Genomic DNA, 21,534 nt, shown 5'->3' on the forward strand with positions numbered 1-21,534 from the left:
GCGCTCTATTTGGCGTTTGGGATGAAAGGGGTTTTTAGGTATTCTCAATTTACGAGAGGAGGACAAATCATGATCGTTCAAACAACAAAAAAGTCAAAAGAACAGCTGCACAAGGAACTGCTTCAACCGGATGTAATTACAGGATCGGAAATGCTGCTTCGCAGCCTGCTACTGGAGGAAGTGGATTGCGTCTTTGGTTACCCTGGCGGAGCTGTATTATATATTTATGATGCTATGCATGGCAATCCTGATTTCAAGCATTTATTAACCCGTCATGAGCAAGGAGCTATACATGCAGCTGACGGCTACGCGCGTTCTACCGGCAAGGTGGGTGTCTGTATCGCGACTTCCGGTCCTGGAGCAACGAACCTGGTTACGGGAATTGCCACAGCCTATATGGACTCGGTGCCGCTCGTCGTCATTACAGGTAATGTATCTACAGCTGTGATTGGAACGGATGCTTTCCAGGAAGCGGATATCACAGGGATTACTTTGCCGATTACGAAGCACAGCTACTTGGTGCGTGATGTTAAGGATTTACCGCGTGTTATTAAAGAAGCTTTCCATATCGCCTCTACAGGTCGCAGAGGACCGGTATTGATTGATATTCCGAAGGATGTATCCAATGCAGAGGCACCGTTTTACTACCCGGAAAAGGTAGAGATTCGTGGATATCATCCAACTGTTCAGCCGAACAAGCTGCAGGTGGATCGGATGCTGGAGGCGATTGCTGAAGCTGAGCGCCCTATGATTCTTGCGGGCGGTGGGGTTGTGTACGCGGATGCGTCCAAGGAATTGCTCGAGTTTGTCGAGAAAACACAAATTCCAGTAACAACTACGCTGCTGGGATTGGGTGGTTTTCCAAGTGCAAATCCATTATGGTTGGGGATGCCGGGCATGCACGGAACATACGCGGCTAACCATGCGCTGCAAAATTGCGATTTGCTTATCGGTATCGGTGCAAGGTTCGATGACCGGGTAACGATGAAGGTAAACGGATTTGCGCCAAAAGCGAAAATCGTTCATATCGATGTGGATCCTGCAGAAATCGGTAAAATTGTAGAAACCCATATCCCTGTAGTTGGTGATATCAAAGCGGTACTGCAGCTTGCACTTCTGAAGGCGAGGAAATCGCAATCGGCTGCATGGATCGAGCACGTTCAAGCGGACAAAGCTAACCATCCACTGCGCTATATTGATTCAGATAAAGAGCTTAAACCGCAGCACGTCATTGAGATGATTCATGAAACAACCAACGGTGACGCAATTGTTACGACAGATGTAGGGCAGCACCAAATGTGGACAGCCCAATATTATAAGTTCAACAAGCCGCGCTCATGGATCACTTCCGGCGGTTTGGGCACGATGGGCTTCGGATTCCCTTCCGCGATTGGCGCTCAGATAGCTAACCCGGACCGAGTGGTTGTTTCCATTAACGGGGATGGCGGCATGCAGATGTGCTCGCAGGAGCTGGCGATTTGTGCGATTAACCAAATACCTGTTAAAATTGTAGTTATCAACAATCAGGTGCTGGGTATGGTACGCCAATGGCAGGAAATCATTCATGGCAATCGTTTCAGCCATATTGATCTGGCAGGCAGTCCTGATTTTGTTAAGCTTGCTGAAGCTTACGGTGTTAAGGGCTTAAGAGCAACGAATAAAGAAGAAGCCCGCCGCATGTGGCAGGAAGCATTGGACACCCCAGGTCCGGTACTCGTCGAATTTTTCGTCCGCAGGGATGAGAATGTGTATCCAATGGTTACACAGGGCTCGACGATAGATCAAATGATAATGGGGGATTCGGAATGAATCACAAACATACGATATCCGTTTTAGTGAATAACCAGCCTGGCGTTCTGCAGCGGGTGTCCGGCTTGTTCGGACGCAGAGGCTTTAACATTGAGAGCATCTCCGTAGGAGAAGCTGAGGAACAGGGCTTGTCGCGCATGGTTATTGTGACAACCGGAGACGATAAAACCTTGGAGCAAGTATCCAAGCAGCTATATAAGCTGATTGATGTCATTAAAGTTATCGATTTGAGCTCCAACCCGATGGTTGCGCGCGAGCTGGCCTTGATCAAAGTCAATGCAGACCCAAGCTTGCGTCCGGAAATTTTCGGATTAGTCGAAACGTTCCGTGCATCCGTTGTTGATATTAGCCCGTCGTCATTAATTATTCAGGTTGTTGGCGATGCCCTTAAGATTGAAGCTATGGCTGAGCTCTTGAAGCCTTACGGTATTCGTGAGCTTTCAAGAACAGGTGTTACAGCTATGGTTCGCGGCATCGTTAAGTAGTTCAAGCAAAAAGGATATCAAGCAAACCAAACAAGAAAAACAGCTTTGTGAGTGGGGGATCAAGTGGACCACTTGATTATGGACAGTGTGAACTTCACAGCTTGTTGTCCGTTTGATCGCCCACTCACAGGGTTTTAAATTAAAGGAGGCAATCATATCCATGGCAGTTACAATGTATTATGAAAAAGACGCTGATCTAGGCGCACTAAAAGGTAAAACAATCGCAATCATCGGTTACGGAAGCCAAGGCCATGCTCAAGCGCAAAACCTGCGTGACAGCGGTCTGAAAGTTGTTATCGGACTTCGTCCAGGTAAATCGTTTGATCAAGCGAAAAATGACGGCTTTGAAGTATTTACAGTTGCTGAAGCTACGAAATTGGCTGATGTTGTACAAATTCTTTTGCCGGATGAAACACAAGCTAGCACTTACAACAATGAAATTGAGCCTAACCTGAAAAAAGGCGCAGCACTCGTGTTCTCACACGGTTTCAACATTCATTTTGGACAAATTGTTCCTTCTGCTGATAAAGATGTATTCATGGTTGCACCTAAATCTCCGGGTCACATGGTTCGCCGTGTATACGTAGAGGGCTTTGGCGTACCTGGATTAATCGCAGTTTATCAAGATGCTTCCGGCAAAGCCAAGGATCTTGGTTTGGCTTACGCAAAAGGTATTGGCTGCACACGCGCTGGATTAATCGAAACTACATTCCGTGAAGAAACTGAAACGGATCTGTTCGGTGAGCAAGCTGTACTTTGTGGCGGTACAACTGCATTGGTTAAAGCTGGCTTTGAAACGCTGGTTGAAGCTGGCTACGAGCCTGAGATTGCTTACTTCGAGTGCTTGCACGAGTTGAAGCTGATCGTTGACTTGATGTATGAAGGTGGAATGGCTACAATGAGACATTCCATTTCCAACACAGCCGAGTATGGTGACTATGTAACTGGTCCTCGTATTGTGACTGAAGAAACCAAAAAAGAAATGAAGCGCGTATTGTCCGACATCCAACAAGGTAAATTCGCTCGCGATTTCATCTTGGAAAACCAATCCGGTCGTTCGTTCCTGACGGCAACTCGTCGTATCGAGTCCGAGCATCCGATTGAAAAAGTTGGTTCACAATTGCGTGAATTGATGCACTGGATTAAAAAGTAAGTCTCGTTCGTTGATTGGCATATACAGATAACTGAGGTCGGCTTGAAGATAATGGGAATGTTCGCGGCGGTAACTCCACCGGTTTTCTCAGCTTCGAGCCGTACCTTTTTCTGCTTAAAGGCGAAGTAAATTTTCTTCGGAAATTCAGCAATGCTTACGAAGTAAATTTTGCTGAAGCAAAATTCGGTAGATGCTTGCGATGCTAATTTTCTTCGAAAATTCAGCAATGCTTACGAAGTAAATTTTGCTGAAGCAAAATTCTTAGGAGGTGACCACCCATGAGAAAAATTTATATATTCGATACGACGCTGAGAGATGGAGAGCAATCCCCAGGCGTGAACCTGAACATGCAGGAAAAGCTGGAGATCGCACTGCAGCTGGAAAGGCTGGGTGTCGACCGGATTGAAGCTGGATTTCCTGCGGCATCTCCTGGTGACTTGGCGGGTGTGAACGCGGTAGCTCGTGCGATCAAGAATGCATCGGTTATCGGTCTGGCTCGCTCCCGTGAGCAGGATATAGATGCCGTACGTGAAGCGCTGAAGGGTGCTCAGGACCCATGTCTGCATTTGTTTTTGGCTTCGTCCCCCATTCATCGCAAGTATAAGCTGAAGATGAGCAAGGAGCAGATGCTGGAGACGGCGGATAAGGCGATCCGTTATGCGAAGAAGTATTTTGACAAAATCGAATTCTCGCCTGAGGATGCAGGCCGCACAGAGCTTGACTTCCTGTGTGAGGTCACTGCGATGGCCATTCGCGCGGGTGCAACGGTTGTTAATATTCCGGATACGGTAGGCTATTTGAATCCGAGTGAGTTCGGCAACATTTTTAAAGTGTTAAAGGAAAATGTACCGGATATTGAAAAGATTCAATTGAGTGCACATTGCCATGACGATTTGGGGATGGCGACTGCCAATGCGCTCGCAGCTGTATTGAATGGTGCCGATCAAATTGAAGGAACGATCAATGGTATCGGAGAACGTGCCGGTAATACCTCGCTGGAGGAAGTGGCCATGGCACTGGAAACGCGTCAGGACTTCTTTCAAGCCAAAACCTCGTTGGTGCTTGGTGAAATTGCACGTACCAGCCGTCTGGTCAGCAAGCTGACAGGTATGGTCGTACCTGGCAATAAAGCGATCGTTGGGGCTAACGCCTTTGCTCATGAATCCGGAATTCACCAGGATGGCATGCTGAAGGAAAAGACAACCTACGAGATTATGTCTCCGGAAATGATCGGTCTGAAGGAAAGCACGCTCGTGCTGGGCAAGCATTCCGGTCGTCATGCCTTCCGTGAAAAGCTGATTGATATCGGGTATGAGCTGTCGGATGAACAAGTGAATACCGCATTTTCCAAATTCAAAGATTTAGCTGATAAGAAAAAGGAAGTTTCAGACGAGGATATCCGTGCATTGATCGAAGAAAAGCTGATCGAAACACCGGAAGTATTCGCTTTGGATAACCTGCAGCTTTCCTATGGCAATCAATCCGTGCCAACAGCTACGATTCGTGTAACTACCTTGGATGGCGGCGCAGTGGAAGAGGCAGCAGTAGGTAATGGATCCGTTGATGCGATTTACAAGGCTATTGATAAGGTAACCAAGGAAGAGGTTGAATTGGAAGATTATTCGATCAAATCGGTTACTCAAGGCAAGGATGCACTGGGTGAGGTTCACGTGCTGATGCGTCAGGGGGATTACTCGGTTCAAGGCCGCGGAGTCAGCACAGATATTCTCGAAGCTAGTGCAAGAGCGTATATCGATGCCATTAACCGATTGATTGAAAAACGTAAAACGCCTGCCCGCACACGAAACAGTCGTGATAATGTAACCTTGATCTAAAAGCAACGCATAATAGTAAGTAATTATGGCGTTACAAACCGATACATTCCATCATCTAATAACATTCTGCTGCAGTGCTTTATGGCTTGCAGTGGAATGTTTATTTGTTATACAGCAAAGTGAGTCACAGCCCACTGGGAATATTTAAAAGAAGGAATCTTTTTGTGCCTGCCGAATTGGATTAGGATAACAGGTATTTGTCGAATCCACTTAGACACACTGAAGGAGGAGTTGTTCCTTGAAATCGCAAACGAGTCTTGTCAAATATATGCTGCTGCTTTCTTTGGTTCTGATCCTGGGTTGTGCCAGTCTGGTGTTACCACCGCGCCAGGTTGCTGCTGCTGCTTCTTACAGCTATGAGGCGGCTCCCCAAGAGATTGTAGGAGTGACCAAGCCTACGATAACCTTTTATTTTAAAACGACCATGACAGCCATTCCCGTGTACACGATGTATTTGAATGGTGAACCCGTGACGGCTTCTTATGATAAAGACAAAGGTACTTTCACCTATACTCCCGACTATAGTTTGAAGCCGGGCTTGCAAAATGTGCGTATGTCCATTTCTTATAAAGGATATGAGCCTGTTGAGGCATCATGGACGTTTACAGTTGCTCAGGACGCTATTAGCGATTTCACTGCCGCCGACCCGGAGCAACTGGAGGGATTTGCCGCGCTTAATGATTACAGGCTGCTCTATGGATTGCCTACCGTCAAGATGAATGGTCGTCTGAATGCCAGTGCCACTGCGCATGCCAAGTATTTGGATGCCAATAAAATTCAACAAAGTCCGGATAGCATGGAAAGCCTGCATGAGGAGAATCCGGCCAAAAAAGGATTTTTTGGCAAATCCCCATTAGAGCGCGGCGCATACTTTGGATACACATCAGGAGTCGGAGAAGATGCTGCACTTTATTCCGGTACTATCAGTCAAGTCGTCGATGTCTTATTTGATGCTCCTTACCATAGGGATCCGTTTTTGAACCCGTACATCAAGGAGGTGGGGGTTGGCAGGGTTGGCGACTATACGATTATAGAGTTTAGCTCGGAGTCGGATACTGCTGACAAGCTGGTCGTTTCACCGGTTGAAGGGGATCGGTACGTGCCTACCTCGTTTAAAGGTGACGAGCAGCCCGATCCATTGCGAGTTCATTCTGCACAAACGTATCCTGTTGGTTATCCAATCATGGCACAATATTACGGCTCAGATGTGAAGAAGGTTAAGCTTCTGAGTGCGGAACTGCTGGATAGCAGTCAAAAACCGGTTGATCTGCTTATAAATACACCCGATAATGATAGTGATTTGACAAACGGAGTGATTGTTTTACCTCGCCAGCCGCTTCAGTTCGATACGGCCTACCATGTGAAGCTCAGCCTTCAAGTGACTCATCGTGATGGCAGTACGAAAACGGAAGTCAAGGAATGGGACTTTTCAACGGAGCCTGCCAACCAGATTGGCAAGAAGAAGCTGCACCAGAATGCGGCTGTGTACAGGCAGAGCTACCTCACGCTTAATCCTATATCGCATACAGCCAGCTTTGGGCTGAATGCCAACAGCTATCAGGTCGATGGCATTGATTTTCCGATGAATCTGTCACCTGCTATTGTCGAAGGCTCTTCTTACTTATATATTCGTGATCTGGCTGCAGCTCTTGGGGCGTCCGTAGAGTGGAATGATCAGCTGCATGCCGCTGTTTATACAAAGAAGGGCTTAAAAGTCACCTTGTATACGACTAGCAATGAATATGAGATCAATGGGGTAACGTGGAAAACAGACACTCCTGCAAAGCTGATCGGAGAAAGCACCATGGTACCGGTTCGCCTGCTGGCAGAGGTACTGGGGGCAAAAGTTGATTATTTGGATACGACCCGAACGGTAAAAATCACGTATTAATGCTGCTTCTTTCCCATCCAGTATTCGTTCTGTTGCTCATTATTACTCGCTGATTATTTATAATTATATAGGCAAGTGTACTAGCCTTCAGATAATCTGGAGGCTTTTTGTGGATACATTCAGGCAGCAACCTGTTTATGAATCTGAACATACATGTAAAATTAAGGGAAAAATAGCATGATTTTAGAGATAAATCTTGTATAATGAGGATGAGAGGAATGCTCTGATTATTTTCGTATAACCTTGAAAAAGTAAACATACATTCTTTATTTTTATGTCTATACCATGCAGCGGACATGAGCTTAGAATGAAATCAAACTGATCTTACAGGGGGGAGTTGAAGCATGTACAGCACTAGATATTCAGTTTTGTTTCTGGCGGTATCCCTGATAAGCATAGTTGCTGCTTGCGCAAACAAATATGATGCTTCTTCAATCGGTCAAGGGTTTGTAGTTGATCGAAGGTCTGACCACGGCGGAGTTACCCTGTCGCTCCAAACACTCCAGTCAGATAAAAATTCCCCTTCCTATTTAATCGAAGAAAAAATCGTCAATGATTATATGCAAATTCATCCCAATATTACAATTGAATTTGATCGTCTGAACACCGAGCAGCAAAAAAATAAGCTGAAAGCACAAGCCGCTTCCGGTGAAGTAGCCGATATTACGATGGTGAATCCAGGAGCCCAAATGAAGCCGTTTGTTGATAGTGGGGTGTTTGCCCCATTAGAGGATATCCTGGAGGATGAATTAAAGGCTACCTTCCAAGGCGGTGTGCTCAACTATTATACGTTTGATGGTAAAGTGTATGCGCTGCCATATAATCTGAACATTGCCGGAATCTTTTATAACAAAGAAATATTTGCCAAAGCAGGCTTGAGCTTTCCCAAAACCTTCGAGGAATTAATCGAGGTTACCAAGCAGCTCAGAGCCAAAGGCGTCACGCCGATAGCCATCGGTGCCAAGGATCGTTGGACAACTTCGTTTCTGTTTATGAATATTTTGCAGCGGCTTAACGGTGGTCCCGGTTTTCTGCAGGATGTCATTAATAACAAAAGAAACTTTAATGATCCAGTCTTTGTTCATGCTGTTCAGAAGCTGCAAGATTTGATTCAGGCAGGTGCTTTTGATGAAGGAGCGACATCAGTCGATTCTTTAACCGCCTCCAATTTATTTCGAACCGGGAGGGCGGCTATGTATTACATAGGCACCTGGGAGGTACCCAAAATTGAAACCCGGCCAGATAAAGAAAAAGTGGGATTCATGAAATTTCCTACGGTGGAGGGGAAAGGTGATCCCAATGATTTCATGATTGCACCTGGAACGGCGTATGCGTTATCTGCCAAAAGCAAAAATTTGGAGGAAAGCAAACGATTTTTGAAGTATCTCATGATGAATTATCCGACAATAGCTTTCAAGATGAATGCGGCAGTAGGCCTCAGCCAAAAAGTGAAGGGTGACTTTAACGCAGCCAGCTACTCTCAATTGCAGATAGATACTCTGAATATGTTTAAGGATATCCAAGGCGGGGAAATGAATTTTGACAATGTGATCATTCCAGCCGTTGCTCAAACCCATTTGGATCAGCTGCAAAATCTTTTTGTACAGCATATGAAGGCCGAGGATGTGGCCAAAGAACATCAGGTTTCATGGGAACTCAATACAAAACGAAAATGACACAGAGTTTACGAATGTGAAGTAAGTTTTCTACGAAAACAAAGCAGATGCTTACGAAGTAAGTTTTCTACGAAAACAAAGCAGATGCTTACGAAGTAAGTTTTCTACGAAAACAAAGCATATGCTTACGAAGTAAGTTTTCTACGAAAACTCTAAGGAGGGACTTTCATTGAAAAAATTTCGCTGGAACACCATCAGCGTAAGATTGTTCATTTGGTTCCTCTTCTCTACGCTGTTTCTTGTCCTGCTATTGGCTAGCATTTTTTATACATACAGTACCAATCAAATGAGCTTGAGAATTGCCGAGATCGCCAGGAAAAATGTGTCTCAGGCTGCGGATAATTTCAATTTGCTGGCACAAGGCTACAGCAGCTTGTCCAAGTCAATTACAGCGAGCTCTGATGTGCAGCGGGTTCTTGCAGAAGAAGAAACGACCCCAGCTTTGCAGCTCATCAACAACCGAACGATTATTAATGTACTGGAAGCGGCATTTTATAGCAGGAATGACCTTGTTGGCATTCACATTATTACCAATGGGGGCAAGGTGTACAGCTACGAAGCGGCAACTCACCCTTATGTGACTAATCCTTTGGAAAGCACCTGGTATGATGAAATCCGGCATTCTCAGGGTGAGCTGTTATGGTTTGGTATGAAAAAACCAACCTTGACCGTGCAAGACCAGCCGGTCTTTTCGTTTGGTAGGCTGATTTATGACCTGTATTCCCGCGAGCCTATCGGAGTTCTGCTTATTGAAGCCAGTCCTCGTCCTATACTTTCGACCTTGAGCAATCTTCATATGGGAGCAGGCAGTCTGGCCTTCATTATGAAGCCGGCCGATACACGCTATCCGGGAATGCCTAATAACAACGAAATATTGGCTGAGTCCGGGCGAAGCAGTGAGCAGTTTCCAGAAATCGATCTTGTGCTCAAGGACAGAGAAGCAGTGCGAATGTCCAAGCAGGTCGATACAGACCCGGAGCATTTGATCGTCATGGAGGGGCAGCCTAATTTGAAATGGGTGATTGTCAGTGTCACACCCAAATCCAATTTTCAGGTACAGCTGCAGGAGGCGAATCGTTATTTTCTTATCGTTCTCTGCTTTTTGCTATTGGCCGCGGTCATTTTGGCGACGATTATGTCACGATCCATATCAGCTCCTATTATTCGACTGGTTCGAGAGATGAAGGCACTGGAGCGGGGTCAATTAAATACGATTGTCGAAATACGTTCCTTTGAAGAAATGAATTATTTGGTAGCGAATTTTAATCAAATGGTTAGTCGAATCAAGCAGCTCGTTGACAGGGTTCGAATTGTGACAGCCAGTGAAAAAAATGCACAGCTCTATGCACTGCAATCTCAGGTAAACCCCCATTTTTTATACAACACATTGGATATGATTTATTGGGAGCTGGATGACAGGAAAAATGATAAATTAGGGGATGTTATATTAGCACTTTCTAAAATGTTTCGCTACAGCAGCGAATGGCTGCATTCAGACGTCACTTTGCAGGAGGAACTGGATCAAACCTACAATTATTTGCACATCATTCAAGCCCGCTCGGGCGGACGTTTGCAAATTGATCTGAATATTCCTGATGAGTGGCTGCAGGTTCAAATTCCGAAAATGACGCTCCAGCCGCTGATTGAAAATGCCGTAATCCACGGCCTATCGAAATTAGATCGACCGGGTTTGATTGGTGTTCATATGGAAATAGGCGAGCAAGACTTACAAATACGTATCCAAGACAATGGAGATGGCATTCCCTCTCCCAAGCTCATCGATCTGCAAAAGACACTAGAAAAAGTCATGCTGCTTGAATTGCATCACTTCGAGGAGGAAGAGAAAAATTATCGGATTATGGAACAGGCCAATCCGGTCGGAACGGCAAGTGCTGGTATCGGCTTGGTGAACGTTCATCGCAGGCTTGTGCTGAAATTCGGTGTCTTATACGGTTTGCAAATCGCAAGCGAGCAAGGCAGCGGAACTACCATTACGATTACTCTCCCAAAAGCTATTCCTGTTTCTTCGATGGTTCTTGATCCTGTTAGGAGTGGAGGGGCGTTATGAATATACTTGTTGTGGATGATGAAAGATCGATTCGTGATGGCTTTAAGAGAACGCTCGACAAGGCGTACCCGCATATGAATGTTATGACAGCTGAGTCCTGCCAGGAAGCGATCCGTGTGCTGCTGAGTGAGCGTATTCACATTCTGCTGCTTGATATTATGATGCCGGCAATGGACGGGCTGGAGCTGCTGGCAGCCCTGCGGGAATCGCACCTAAGCACCAAGGTGGTCATTATATCAGCCCATTCCAAATTTGCGTACGCTCAGGAAGCACTGCGCTTAGGGGTCAAGGATTATGTGGTCAAGCCGGTCGGCAAGGAGCCGTTGATCAAGATCATCTCTATGCTGGAAAATGAATGGATAGAAGAAATGAGGGATTTATCGGAAAAGGATTTGATTCATTTAAATTTGAACTATTTGAGGGAGGCTGTATTTCGCCGCTGGGTTCGCGGACTCGATATCGGCAGATTTGACTTATCGCGATTTGTTGAAAGCCATCCTCGATTTCATCTTGTATTTGTTCAATTGGAAACGAATCAGGATATTTCTTTAAAACACTTTGTGATCGAAAATGTTTTGTCCGAATGGTTTGAAATGAACGGAAACGGTTTTATCGTCAGCCTGGAAGGCAATATTCTGGTGGGAGTCGTGACACTGCGGGAGGATACCGGAATCTGTGCATTTGAGGAGGGGGCTAGAACACATCTTGACCAATGCTTAAAGGTGCCTTATCAGATGGTTGTTAGTCGGCTGCTGAGCGATTTTCATTCCATTCCCGATGAAATTAAAAACCTGCAGCTCAACGGATTTGCAGCCTTGAAGAAGGATGCGCCAGCAAGCAAGAATGACGAGACTATCAATATTGCACTTCAATATATTCGGGGGCACTTTCAGGACACCTTGTCACTTGAAAAAGTAGCCTCCATTGTCTATTTAAATCCGATTTATTTTAGCCAGCTGTTTAAGCAAAAGACAGGAATCGGCTACAAGGATTACGTGACCCAACTGCGAATGGAAAGAGCCAAGGAGCTGCTGGCTAATCGGGGTCTAAGGGTTACGGATGTCGCCAGACTCATCGGCTACGACGATCTTCGTCATTTTACACAAGTGTTCCGCAAAAATTATCATTGTACGCCAACCGAATATCGAAACGAGCTTACATGAAGGGGGATTTTCATTCAAGCCCGCTCCGATTCATGAACAATTTCATTGAAAAAACAAACCAAACTCCTTTAGTTTGTGTCCTATACCAGGCTGGAGGGATCCCGTACAATAACAGAGAAAGCAATAATATGACATTAAAAATCATATTTGGAATTAATAGCGCTTTCAAAACTAAGGTACGGAGGGGAAAACAATGAGGCTCAACAAAATGTCCAGCTTGATCTGTGCATTCGTACTCACGCCAGCTCTATTGATAGGCTGTAGCTCGGTCACACCACCACCAGCGGCTACGAACCAGCCTGTCAAGCAGGAACCCGCTAAACCCGCAACACCGGCGGTCACACCACCTGCGCCTGCAGCAGCTGCTCCAAGCGGGGATGCGAAGGAAACGCCAAGAAATGAGACTTTGTACATTAATGGTCTGCAATGGGGAGCGCCAACCAACTTCAATTTATTGAGCGGTAATCCTGCGTTTCCGATCAACTACGGCAACTCCCGGGAACTGATCTACGAAACCTTGTTTATGATCAACATGCTTGATGGCAAGCTTGAGCCCTTGCTTGGAACCAAATATACCTGGACTGATGATTTTACAATGAAGGTTGAATTGAATAAGGATGCCAAGTGGAGCGATGGGAAGCCGTTTACCTCTGATGACGCTGTCTATACGTATATGCTTGGAAAGAAGTATCAGGTGAACTGGAGCAGCTTTTGGACATTCCTGGAGGATGTTACTGCCGATGGTCCAAATGCGTTCAATATTAAGCTGAAGAAAGACAATCCTAATAAGCTTACGGTACTGGACAGTATTGATCTGATCCCAATGCTCCCTAAGCATATCTGGGAGGAGATTGAAAAGAAATCGAATAATGATCTGGCAACGATCCGCAAAGAATTCAATGCAAGCCCTGTAGGTACCGGTCCTTATAAAATGTATTTCTATAACGATCAGAAGATCACCATTGCCAGAGACGACAATTACTGGGGTAAAGCCCTGTTCGGCGGAAAGCTGGCTGCACCGAAGTATATCACTCATGTGATCTATAAGGATAATGCTGCAGGCGATCTGGCTTTCAAAAGCGGCCAGGTTGACGTATCCCAGCAGTTCATTCCTCAGGTTTGGAACATGTGGAAGGATGGCGCTCCCGTCAAAACCTATATGAAGGATGCTCCGTATTATTTGCCGGGCTCTATACCTTCGATTTTCTTCAATATGTCGAAAAAAGGTCTCGACAATGTCGATGTAAGAAGAGCCATTGCGATGGCAATCGATTATAAAAAAGTATCCGATCTGGCCATGAGCGGTTATTCTGCTGCGATGAAGCCATCGATCACTTTGGATTCGGATGCTGAGAAAAAATTTGTTGATCAGGACGCGATCAAGTCACTCCAGTGGACAACGGATGTAGCAGGAGCCAATGCGCTGCTGGATAAAATCGGCGCCAAAAAAGGTACGGATGGCATTCGTGTACTGGACGGAACCCGACTCGGACCCTATGATGTTGAGTGTCCTTACGGCTGGTCGGACTGGAACGCATCGCTCGAAATTGTCGCGCAAAATGCGAAAGCGATTGGTATTGAAATCAGAACCAAATTCCCGGAACAGCCTGTGTGGAATAACGATCTGCAAACAGGTAAATTCGATATCATCATGAATACACCAGCGGGTGGAATCAGCCCAAGCCAGCCATGGAACCGTGCAAGAACGATTATGTATTCCAAAGGTGTAGCAGCAGCTGGTGAAATGGCGTTCTGGAACTGGGGACGTTATAAGAACGAACAAGCGGATCAAATAATCGACAAAATCCCAACGATCTCGGATGAGGCTCAAGTGAAGGCTCTGTATACGGAGCTTACCAAGATATGGCTCAAAGACATTCCATCGATTCCTTTGATGTACAGACCTTGGGTGTTCCATACCGTTAATGAATCGATATGGAAGGGATTCCCCGCCCAAGGAGATGGCAGTAACATTCCTCCGCAAATCGCGATAGACGGGGCCGGTATAAAGGCTTTGTATCAGATTCACAACTAATCAGTAGACAGGTTTGTGGCAACATCATAAGCTGGGGGCCTATATTTGGTTGAATAACCCGAATATAGGCTTCTTTCTAACCGGTCCCGATATGAATATCCGCTGAGGAGCGTGTAAACTGTGAACGCTTACACCAAGTATTTTATCAATAAATTTTTCTGGTATTTTCTTACCCTGGTTATCGCGGTTACGTTGAATTTTGTTTTGCCAAGACTGGTACAGGGAAATCCGATCAGCAGCATCGCTTCGCAAATGACGCAGGGCATGACGGACAGCGACAGCATCAAAAAAGTATATGAAACCTTTACTATCGAATTCGGTATCGATAAGCCGCTCGGTACACAGTTTATAATCTATGTCAAAAATTTGCTCACTGGCAATTTGGGTACCTCCTTTGGACTTTATCCGAAAAAAGTTACCGATATTTTGGCATCGGCCATTCCGTGGACCTTGGCACTGCAGCTTCCAGCGATCCTGACTGGATGGATCATCGGTAATATCCTTGGAGCTGTTGCAGCTTATAAAAAAGGTGTCTTCGATAAAGCACTCTTTCCGATTGCACTGTTTGTCAACTCGATTCCATTCTTTACGCTGGCCATCATTATGCTCTATGTTTTTGCACTTAATCTCAAATGGTTTCCCTTATCGGGTGGCTATGATTTCCAGATGATCCCGCAGCTGTCCTGGGATTTTATCGGCTCCGTGATTCGGCATCACACACTCCCTTTTCTGTCGATTGTGTTGGTAACCATTGGCGGCCAAGCGATAGGCATGAGAGAAATGTCCATATACGAATTGAATGCGGACTATGTCATGTATAGCAAATTGTTAGGCATTCGCGATTCCAAGATCGCCCAATATGTGTTTAAGAATGCGATGCTGCCTCAAATTACCGGATTGGCTCTGTCGATAGGAACGATGGTCGGCGGATCATTGATTTGTGAAATTGTGTTCAGCTATCCGGGAATTGGAACCTGGCTGTTTACTGCGATCCGGCAATTGGATTATCCGTTAATTTCCGGCTGCACCTTAATTATTGCCTTTACGGTTCTGGTGGCGAACTTCCTGATAGAGATCGTATATGGCATTGTTGACCCCCGAATCAAGGCGGCTCAAATGGAGGAAAATTAAGATGAATCATTCCGTGAAAATATTGCTAAAATCGCCCAAGTTTGTTTTCGGGACCAGTGCCTTGTTGCTGATGCTTGCTCTTGTCCTCATCTATCCATTGATTAATAGAAACGATCCTTTGGAAATGATGGCACTCGCTTTTCAGCCTCCTGATTCCACGCTGTTACTTGGCTCGGATAACTTTGGGCGAGATTTGTTTCTTGAGCTCATGTACGGTATTCGGACCTCTGTGCGTGTAGGTCTGATCGCAGGCATCTGCGCTACCGTAATTGGATTGATTATGGGATTGCTAGCAGGTTATATCGGAGGTTTGGTCGATAATATCCTCACGGCCGTCACCAATATTTTTATCGTTATTCCTTCTTTTATTATATTGATCCTGATTTCCGTAAGCATCAATTCCCGAAGCTCGCTGGTCACCGCAATTATTATCGGGATTACGAGCTGGCCATGGACAGCTAGAGCAGTTCGTGCGCAAACCAGCTCATTAAGAAACAGGGATCATGTGAATATAGCCAAAATTTCCGGTCACAGCACACCGCGGATTATCATTTTTGAAATTCTTCCTTATATCGCGTCTTATGTGGTGATGGCTTTCGTCCTGCAGACGGCATCCGGCATTTTGTCAGAGGCCTCCATATCCATGCTGGGGTTAGGACCTTACAATACGATTTCGCTTGGCATTATCATGAACTGGGCATTGACCTTTGAAGCTCCGGTAGCTGGAGCCTGGTGGGCTTTCATCCCGGCTGCTTTTTCCATTGCGATCATTACCTTTTCGCTTTTTATGATGAATACAGGGATGGACGAAATTTTCAATCCCAAGATAAGGAGCTGACGGGCCATGAGTACCAATATTCTGGAAGTAAAAGGTCTCAAAACCTATTATAAAACCCGGCTTAAAGAAAATGTGTATGCGGTTGACGGCGTTGACTTTGTGCTGGAGGATGGTAAAACACTGGGAATCGCCGGGGAGTCAGGGTGCGGCAAATCGACCTTGGCTTTAAGCTTGATGGGTATGTATTTGCCCCCGCTTAACTATAACAGCGGCTCGATTATTATTGATGGAACCGACATTACAAAGCTGAACACAAGCCAGCTGCGGACACAGGTATTGGGAAGAGAAATCGCGTATATTCCCCAAGCTGCTATGAATGCATTGAATCCTACACTTAAGATTATTCGTTTTATTGAAGATATGATGAAGGTGCACCGGCCGGAATTATCCAGGAAGCAGGTATGGGATATGGCAGCTGAACGGTTCGAAACCTTGAATCTGACGTCCAAGGTGTTGAATTCGTATCCGAATGAATTGTCAGGCGGCATGAAGCAAAGAACCGTCATCGCAATTTCATCGATTCTCAATCCGAAGGTGCTCATTGCCGACGAACCGACCTCAGCGCTTGACGTAACGTCACAGAAGGCCGTCATCAAGCTGATGAAGGACTTGTTGGACAAAAAGTTTATTCGATCTCTCGTGTTCATCACCCATGAATTGCCCTTGTTGTATCATGTGACGGACGATATTGTTGTGATGTACGCTGGAGAAATCATTGAGAGAGGCACAGCCAAGCAAATGGTGTTCGATCCTTTGCATCCCTATACGAAAAAGCTGATGGGCTCGATCATCGTTCCTGAAGAGGGGATGAAGGGCCATAAGCTTGAAGCGATTCCAGGAGCACCGCCGAATCTGAAAAATGTGCCCCCAGGCTGCCGGTTCGCTGAACGCTGCTCTTACGCAACAAGAGAATGCAAAGAAGGCAAGATTGACAATAAAATCGTGGATGAGCGGATTTACCGCTGTATATATGATGCCAAGACTTTGCGCAAGTGGTATGAAGACGAGCAGGAAGTCAAGGGAGTGATCGCATAATGATTCAGAATAAGATCCTGATCAGTGGCACTCATATGAGCAAGGTGTTTGGCTACGGATTAAACAAGACAACGGCCGTCAATGACGTCAGCTTTAAATTCCATGAAGGTGAAATTATTTCCATCGTTGGGGAAAGCGGCAGCGGGAAAACGACATTGGCCAAGGTAATTATGGGTCTGTTGAAGGAAACCAGCGGTGAAATCGAATATAAAGGCAAGCCAAGAAAGCTTAAAAGCCATAGGGATCGGAAAGAGTATTGGAAGGACATTCAGGCAATTTTCCAGGATCCGTTCTCTTCCTTCAATATTTTTCATAAAGTCGATAAATTATTAATGGACTGTATTAAATTGCAGGGGCTAAAGCTATCGAAGGATGAGCAATTTTTGAAAATGAAAGAGGCTTGTTCCTTCGTCAATCTGAAATTTGAGGAATTGTATAATAAATATCCGTTTGAGCTCTCAGGGGGTCAAATGCAGCGTCTCATGATCGCCAGGATTTTCATGATGCATCCCAAAGTGTTAATTGCCGACGAGCCCACTTCGATGGTGGACGCTTGTTCCCGCTCCACGATTCTCGACATGCTGATGAAGCTGCGTAATGAAAACAATATGACGATCATTTTCATTACCCACGACGTCGGACTGGCTTATTACGTAAGCGACACTATTTATATTATGGAGAAAGGTAAAATCGTGGAAAGCGGCAATGCGGAGAAGGTGATTCTGAATCCTCAGCATAAGTATACCCAACAGCTGATCTCGGATGTTCCCAAAATTCATGAGGCTTGGAACTTGGGTTGAGAAGCAGTGCGGATACGGTAGAAACATAGATTGTTAAGGAAAACCAAACATCATTGCGCTGTTTGGTTTTTAATTTTGTTGATTTACAGACTCATTGTTTTTACCTATGAAGATCATAGCTTTTATATCTTTGTAATGGAGGCCTGAATATGGTACAAAGAAGAGTATAATACATGAATTATGGGAGTGAACCTACAATGGCAGATGTTAAAAAAATCGCAGTAATCGCTGGAGACGGTATCGGACCTGAGGTTGTTGCCGAAGCATTAAAAGTATTGAAAAAAACCGAGGAAGTATTTGGCTACCGTTTTGAAACGGAGCATGGCTTATTCGGTGGTATCGCAATCGATGAAAAGGGAACTCCGCTTCCGCAGGAAACCTTGGAGCTTTGTAAAAAAGCGGACGCTGTGCTTCTGGGTGCCGTAGGCGGTCCAAAATGGGATAATAACTCAAAGGAATTACGTCCGGAAACAGGACTTTTGGGTATCCGTAAGGAGCTTGGCTTATTCTCAAATATTCGCCCTGCTGTTATTTTCGACTGCTTGAAGGATGCTTCCACTTTGAAGCCGGAGGTTCTGGAAGGAACGGACCTGATCGTAGTTCGTGAATTAACAGGTGGGATTTATTTTGGTGAGAAATTCCGTCGCGAAGGCGCAAACGGTCAAGAAGCTGTAGATACATGTGTGTATAACGTAGTCGAAATCGAGCGTATTGCCCGTCAAGCGTTTGAAATCGCTCAAACTCGCAGCAAAAGACTGGCTTCGGTTGATAAAGCCAACGTGTTGGAAACGTCCCGTCTGTGGAGAGAAACCGTTATTCGTATTTCCGCTGACTATCCAGATGTAGAGCTGGAGCACATCCTGGTTGATAACTGTGCTATGCAGCTGCTGCGTCGTCCTTCAAGCTTTGATGTTATCGTTACGGAAAATATGTTTGGCGATATTTTGAGTGATGAAGCAGCTATGCTGACGGGTTCAATCGGTATGCTGTCTTCCGCTTCGTTGGGTGAGGGTGCGTTTGGATTGTACGAGCCGGTACATGGATCCGCTCCTGATATCGCAGGTCAAGGCATTTCCAATCCGATCGCAACCGTGCTTTCCGTTGCTTTAATGTTCCGTTTGACGTTTGGCTACCATGATGCTGCTGAAGCTATCGAACGCGCAGTTAAAGAAGTTCTGGATGCAGGACACCGTACAGGTGATATTGCAGTCGATAAGAGCAAAGCGATTGGTACAACAGCAATGGGTGATTTGATCATCAACGCAATCAGAAAATAATTTATGTCACAGATTATAATAATTATAAAATAATAATCGTTTTAATATTGACTTTGAACAGACCAAATGTTACGATTTTAAGTGAAAAAATCATACAATTCCGGGAGGTAATAAGAAGATGGCAGAACGTTTAGTAGGTAAGCAAGCTCCTGATTTTACGCTAGAAACCGTATCAGGCGATGGTGCTGAGTTCGGTAAAGCTTCTTTATCCGATTACAAGGGCAAATGGTTGGTATTGTTCTTCTATCCACTCGATTTCACATTTGTATGCCCAACGGAAATTACAGCTCTGAGCCATGCTTATGAAGACTTCCAAAAGTTGGATACTGAAGTATTAGGCGTATCCATTGACAGCATTCATTCCCACCGTGCATGGATCAACACACCAGTAGACAGCAATGGTCTTGGCAAGTTGAATTTCCCATTAGGTGCGGATATTACGAAAAAGGTTGCACGCGATTATGGCGTATTGATCGAAGAAGAAGGTATCGCGCTTCGTGGTCTATTCATCATCAACCCAGAAGGCGAATTGAAATATCAAGTAGTTAACCATAATGATGTAGGCCGCAGCGTGGAAGAAACCTTCCGTGTATTGGAAGCTCTTCAATCCGGTGGTCTGTGCCCGATGAACTGGAAAAAAGGCGACAAGCATCTGGTTGCCAAGTAAGCTTACGATTCGGACTTACTTACTCATCATTCAAAAAATCCCTTTAGTCTGCTATACTGCAGCTAAAGGGATTTTTGTATTGGAAGCGGCATAGGCTTACGAAGTCAGTTTTGCTTTGCAAAACTTTTAGGAGGAACAACATAGTGGAAATCGAACAAACCTTGAAGTACAGCGAGAATCACGAGTGGGTTCGTGTCGAGCGCAATTTGGCCGTAATTGGCATGACGGATTTTGCCCAGGAGGAGCTGGGTACGATCGTATTCGTGGAGCTTCCAGAGGTCGGCGATCTGTTGAAGGCAGGCGAACCGTTTGGCAGTATGGAATCCATCAAAACCGTATCGGAAATGTACGCGCCCCTATCGGGTAAAGTCGTAGATATTAACCGTAAGCTACAGAAGGATCCCGGAGCGATCAACATCTCGCCCTATGAAGGCGGCTGGATGATTGTTATCGAGGTGGCTGATGATGCAGAGCTTGAGCAGCTATGGGATTATGACAAGTATCAGGATACTTACATACGATCATAAATAGTTGAGTTTGCTTACGAAGTAAGCTTCCTCCGGAAGCTCAGAATATGCTTACGAAGTAAGCTTCCTCCGGAAGCTCAGAATATGCTCACGAAGTAGGCTTCCTGCGGAAGCCCAGAATATGCTTACGAAGTAAGCTTCCTCCGGAAGCTCTTAGGAGGTTCTAATGAAGATTGTTGTCGGATTGGACGGAGGGGGTAGTCACACAAGGGCAATAGCTGTAGATGTGACTGGACGGGTTGTTGCTTATGTGGAACGCGGAGGCGCTAATCCTAATCATAATCCGGATGCAAAAGAAAACGTAAGAGGAGCAATAGCAGCTGTCATAGCTGAGGCAGGGTGTTCAGAGCAGGATGTGGTTGGTTTGGCAGCAGGGTTTGCTGGATTGGATAGGGCAGAGGATCTGGTCTGGGCAGAGCAATATATCAATCAGAACGGCTTGACCTGCCCGCGAAAGGCAGTTAATGATGCTGTTATTGCGCACATAGGTTCTCTGCGTAATCAGACAGGAATTATTGTGATATGTGGAACGGGTTCCGTGGTGTTCGGTATTAATGAAGCTGGTGAGCACGTGCGAAATTATGAATATCATCATTATGCAGCAACAGCCGCTCGTCATTTAGCTTATAATACCATGTTCAGGATGATTGCCGGAGATGTGTTGAAAGAGGATCAGGTGCTGATTGATCAGATATTGCTATATTGGCAAGTGGGACATATTATGGATTTGGCAGAGCTAGCCAAGAACGGCTTTATTACTGATTCCAAAGAGCGAAATCATCGCTTTGGAGGAATGGCTCCTCTCATCACAGAAGCAGCGCTGCAAGGAATACCACTAGCCTGCTCTGTATGCGATAATGCGGCTCGCGAGATCAGCATCGGGATACGTTTGATCGGTACCAGCTTTTCTGCAGAGGCCATACCGGTAGCATTAATCGGCAGCGTAGCACAAAGCACTTATATAGCTGCTGGGATAAGCAAAGAGCTGAGGAGTGAGACAGTCCGCCGCTACCAAGTCAAGAAACCAGAAATGTCACCAACTATGGGGGCTGTATTGATGGCAATGGGATTGGCAAATATCAATATCGACGAGCTTATGATTAACAAGTTGAAGGAGTATCGGCAGAATTGATGCCAATACAGT

Annotated in this window: 17 protein-coding genes; all 17 read left to right on the forward strand. The window is 45.5% G+C overall.

Annotation, left to right across the window (positions count from 1 at the left end):
• The first annotated feature begins 69 nt into the window (after positions 1-69).
• The 17 genes from ilvB to LRL21_RS05710 all read left to right on the forward strand — a co-directional run bounded on the left by ilvB (position 70) and on the right by LRL21_RS05710 (position 21,522).
• Positions 70-1,809: a biosynthetic-type acetolactate synthase large subunit gene (ilvB, locus tag LRL21_RS05630; protein ID WP_240414779.1), complete on the forward strand. Its 1,740-nt coding sequence runs from the start codon at positions 70-72 to the stop codon at positions 1,807-1,809.
• Positions 1,806-2,294: an acetolactate synthase small subunit gene (ilvN, locus tag LRL21_RS05635; RefSeq protein WP_240414780.1), complete on the forward strand. Its 489-nt coding sequence runs from the start codon at positions 1,806-1,808 to the stop codon at positions 2,292-2,294. The genes ilvB and ilvN overlap by 4 nt, the downstream gene beginning before the upstream one ends.
• 160 nt (positions 2,295-2,454) lie before the next feature.
• Positions 2,455-3,447 (forward strand): ketol-acid reductoisomerase, encoded by a 993-nt coding sequence (gene ilvC / locus LRL21_RS05640; protein ID WP_240414781.1) that lies wholly within the window; start codon positions 2,455-2,457, stop codon positions 3,445-3,447.
• A gap of 278 nt (positions 3,448-3,725) precedes the next feature.
• The gene (locus LRL21_RS05645) at positions 3,726-5,282 is read left to right on the forward strand and encodes a 2-isopropylmalate synthase (protein ID WP_240414782.1); all 1,557 of its coding nucleotides are present in this window, start codon (positions 3,726-3,728) and stop codon (positions 5,280-5,282) included.
• Positions 5,283-5,520: 238 nt separating this feature from the next.
• Positions 5,521-7,173, forward strand: coding sequence for a stalk domain-containing protein (locus LRL21_RS05650; protein WP_240414783.1), 1,653 nt, complete (start codon positions 5,521-5,523; stop codon positions 7,171-7,173).
• Between the two features lie 344 nt (positions 7,174-7,517).
• Positions 7,518-8,849 carry an extracellular solute-binding protein gene (locus LRL21_RS05655; protein WP_240414784.1) on the forward strand — a complete coding sequence of 444 codons (1,332 nt, stop codon included), beginning with the start codon at positions 7,518-7,520 and terminating at the stop codon, positions 8,847-8,849.
• 169 nt (positions 8,850-9,018) lie between these two features.
• Positions 9,019-10,917 carry a cache domain-containing sensor histidine kinase gene (locus tag LRL21_RS05660; protein WP_240414785.1) on the forward strand — a complete coding sequence of 633 codons (1,899 nt, stop codon included), beginning with the start codon at positions 9,019-9,021 and terminating at the stop codon, positions 10,915-10,917.
• Positions 10,914-12,080, forward strand: coding sequence for a response regulator (locus LRL21_RS05665; protein ID WP_240414786.1), 1,167 nt, complete (start codon positions 10,914-10,916; stop codon positions 12,078-12,080). Before LRL21_RS05660 ends, LRL21_RS05665 begins: the two co-directional genes overlap by 4 nt.
• A 193-nt stretch (positions 12,081-12,273) precedes the next feature.
• Positions 12,274-14,115 (forward strand): ABC transporter substrate-binding protein, encoded by a 1,842-nt coding sequence (locus tag LRL21_RS05670; protein ID WP_240414787.1) that lies wholly within the window; start codon positions 12,274-12,276, stop codon positions 14,113-14,115.
• A gap of 120 nt (positions 14,116-14,235) precedes the next feature.
• Entirely contained in the window at positions 14,236-15,246 is a 1,011-nt protein-coding gene (locus LRL21_RS05675; protein WP_240414788.1) for an ABC transporter permease, read from the forward strand.
• A 1-nt stretch (position 15,247) separates the two neighbouring features.
• The gene (locus LRL21_RS05680) at positions 15,248-16,084 is read left to right on the forward strand and encodes an ABC transporter permease (RefSeq protein ID WP_240414789.1); all 837 of its coding nucleotides are present in this window, start codon (positions 15,248-15,250) and stop codon (positions 16,082-16,084) included.
• Positions 16,085-16,090: 6 nt separating this feature from the next.
• Positions 16,091-17,119, forward strand: a complete 1,029-nt coding sequence (locus LRL21_RS05685) for an ABC transporter ATP-binding protein (RefSeq protein ID WP_240414790.1) — start codon at positions 16,091-16,093, stop codon at positions 17,117-17,119.
• The gene (locus LRL21_RS05690; protein ID WP_240414791.1) at positions 17,119-17,919 is read left to right on the forward strand and encodes an ABC transporter ATP-binding protein; all 801 of its coding nucleotides are present in this window, start codon (positions 17,119-17,121) and stop codon (positions 17,917-17,919) included. The genes LRL21_RS05685 and LRL21_RS05690 overlap by 1 nt, the downstream gene beginning before the upstream one ends.
• Before the next feature lie 197 nt (positions 17,920-18,116).
• Complete coding sequence (gene leuB, locus LRL21_RS05695) at positions 18,117-19,196, forward strand: 3-isopropylmalate dehydrogenase (RefSeq protein ID WP_240414792.1); 1,080 nt, start codon at positions 18,117-18,119, stop codon at positions 19,194-19,196.
• A gap of 118 nt (positions 19,197-19,314) precedes the next feature.
• On the forward strand, positions 19,315-19,863 hold the full coding sequence (locus LRL21_RS05700) for a peroxiredoxin (RefSeq protein WP_240414793.1): 549 nt from the start codon (positions 19,315-19,317) through the stop codon (positions 19,861-19,863).
• 143 nt (positions 19,864-20,006) lie between these two features.
• On the forward strand, positions 20,007-20,390 hold the full coding sequence (gene gcvH / locus LRL21_RS05705) for a glycine cleavage system protein GcvH (RefSeq protein WP_240414794.1): 384 nt from the start codon (positions 20,007-20,009) through the stop codon (positions 20,388-20,390).
• A 166-nt stretch (positions 20,391-20,556) separates the two neighbouring features.
• A complete protein-coding gene (locus LRL21_RS05710) occupies positions 20,557-21,522 on the forward strand; it encodes an N-acetylglucosamine kinase (RefSeq protein ID WP_240414795.1) in 966 nt (321 codons plus the stop codon).
• Positions 21,523-21,534: the final 12 nt, after the last annotated feature.

It is taken from the genome of Paenibacillus periandrae, assembly GCF_022458865.1.
Lineage (GTDB): Bacteria > Bacillota > Bacilli > Paenibacillales > NBRC-103111 > Paenibacillus_S > Paenibacillus_S periandrae.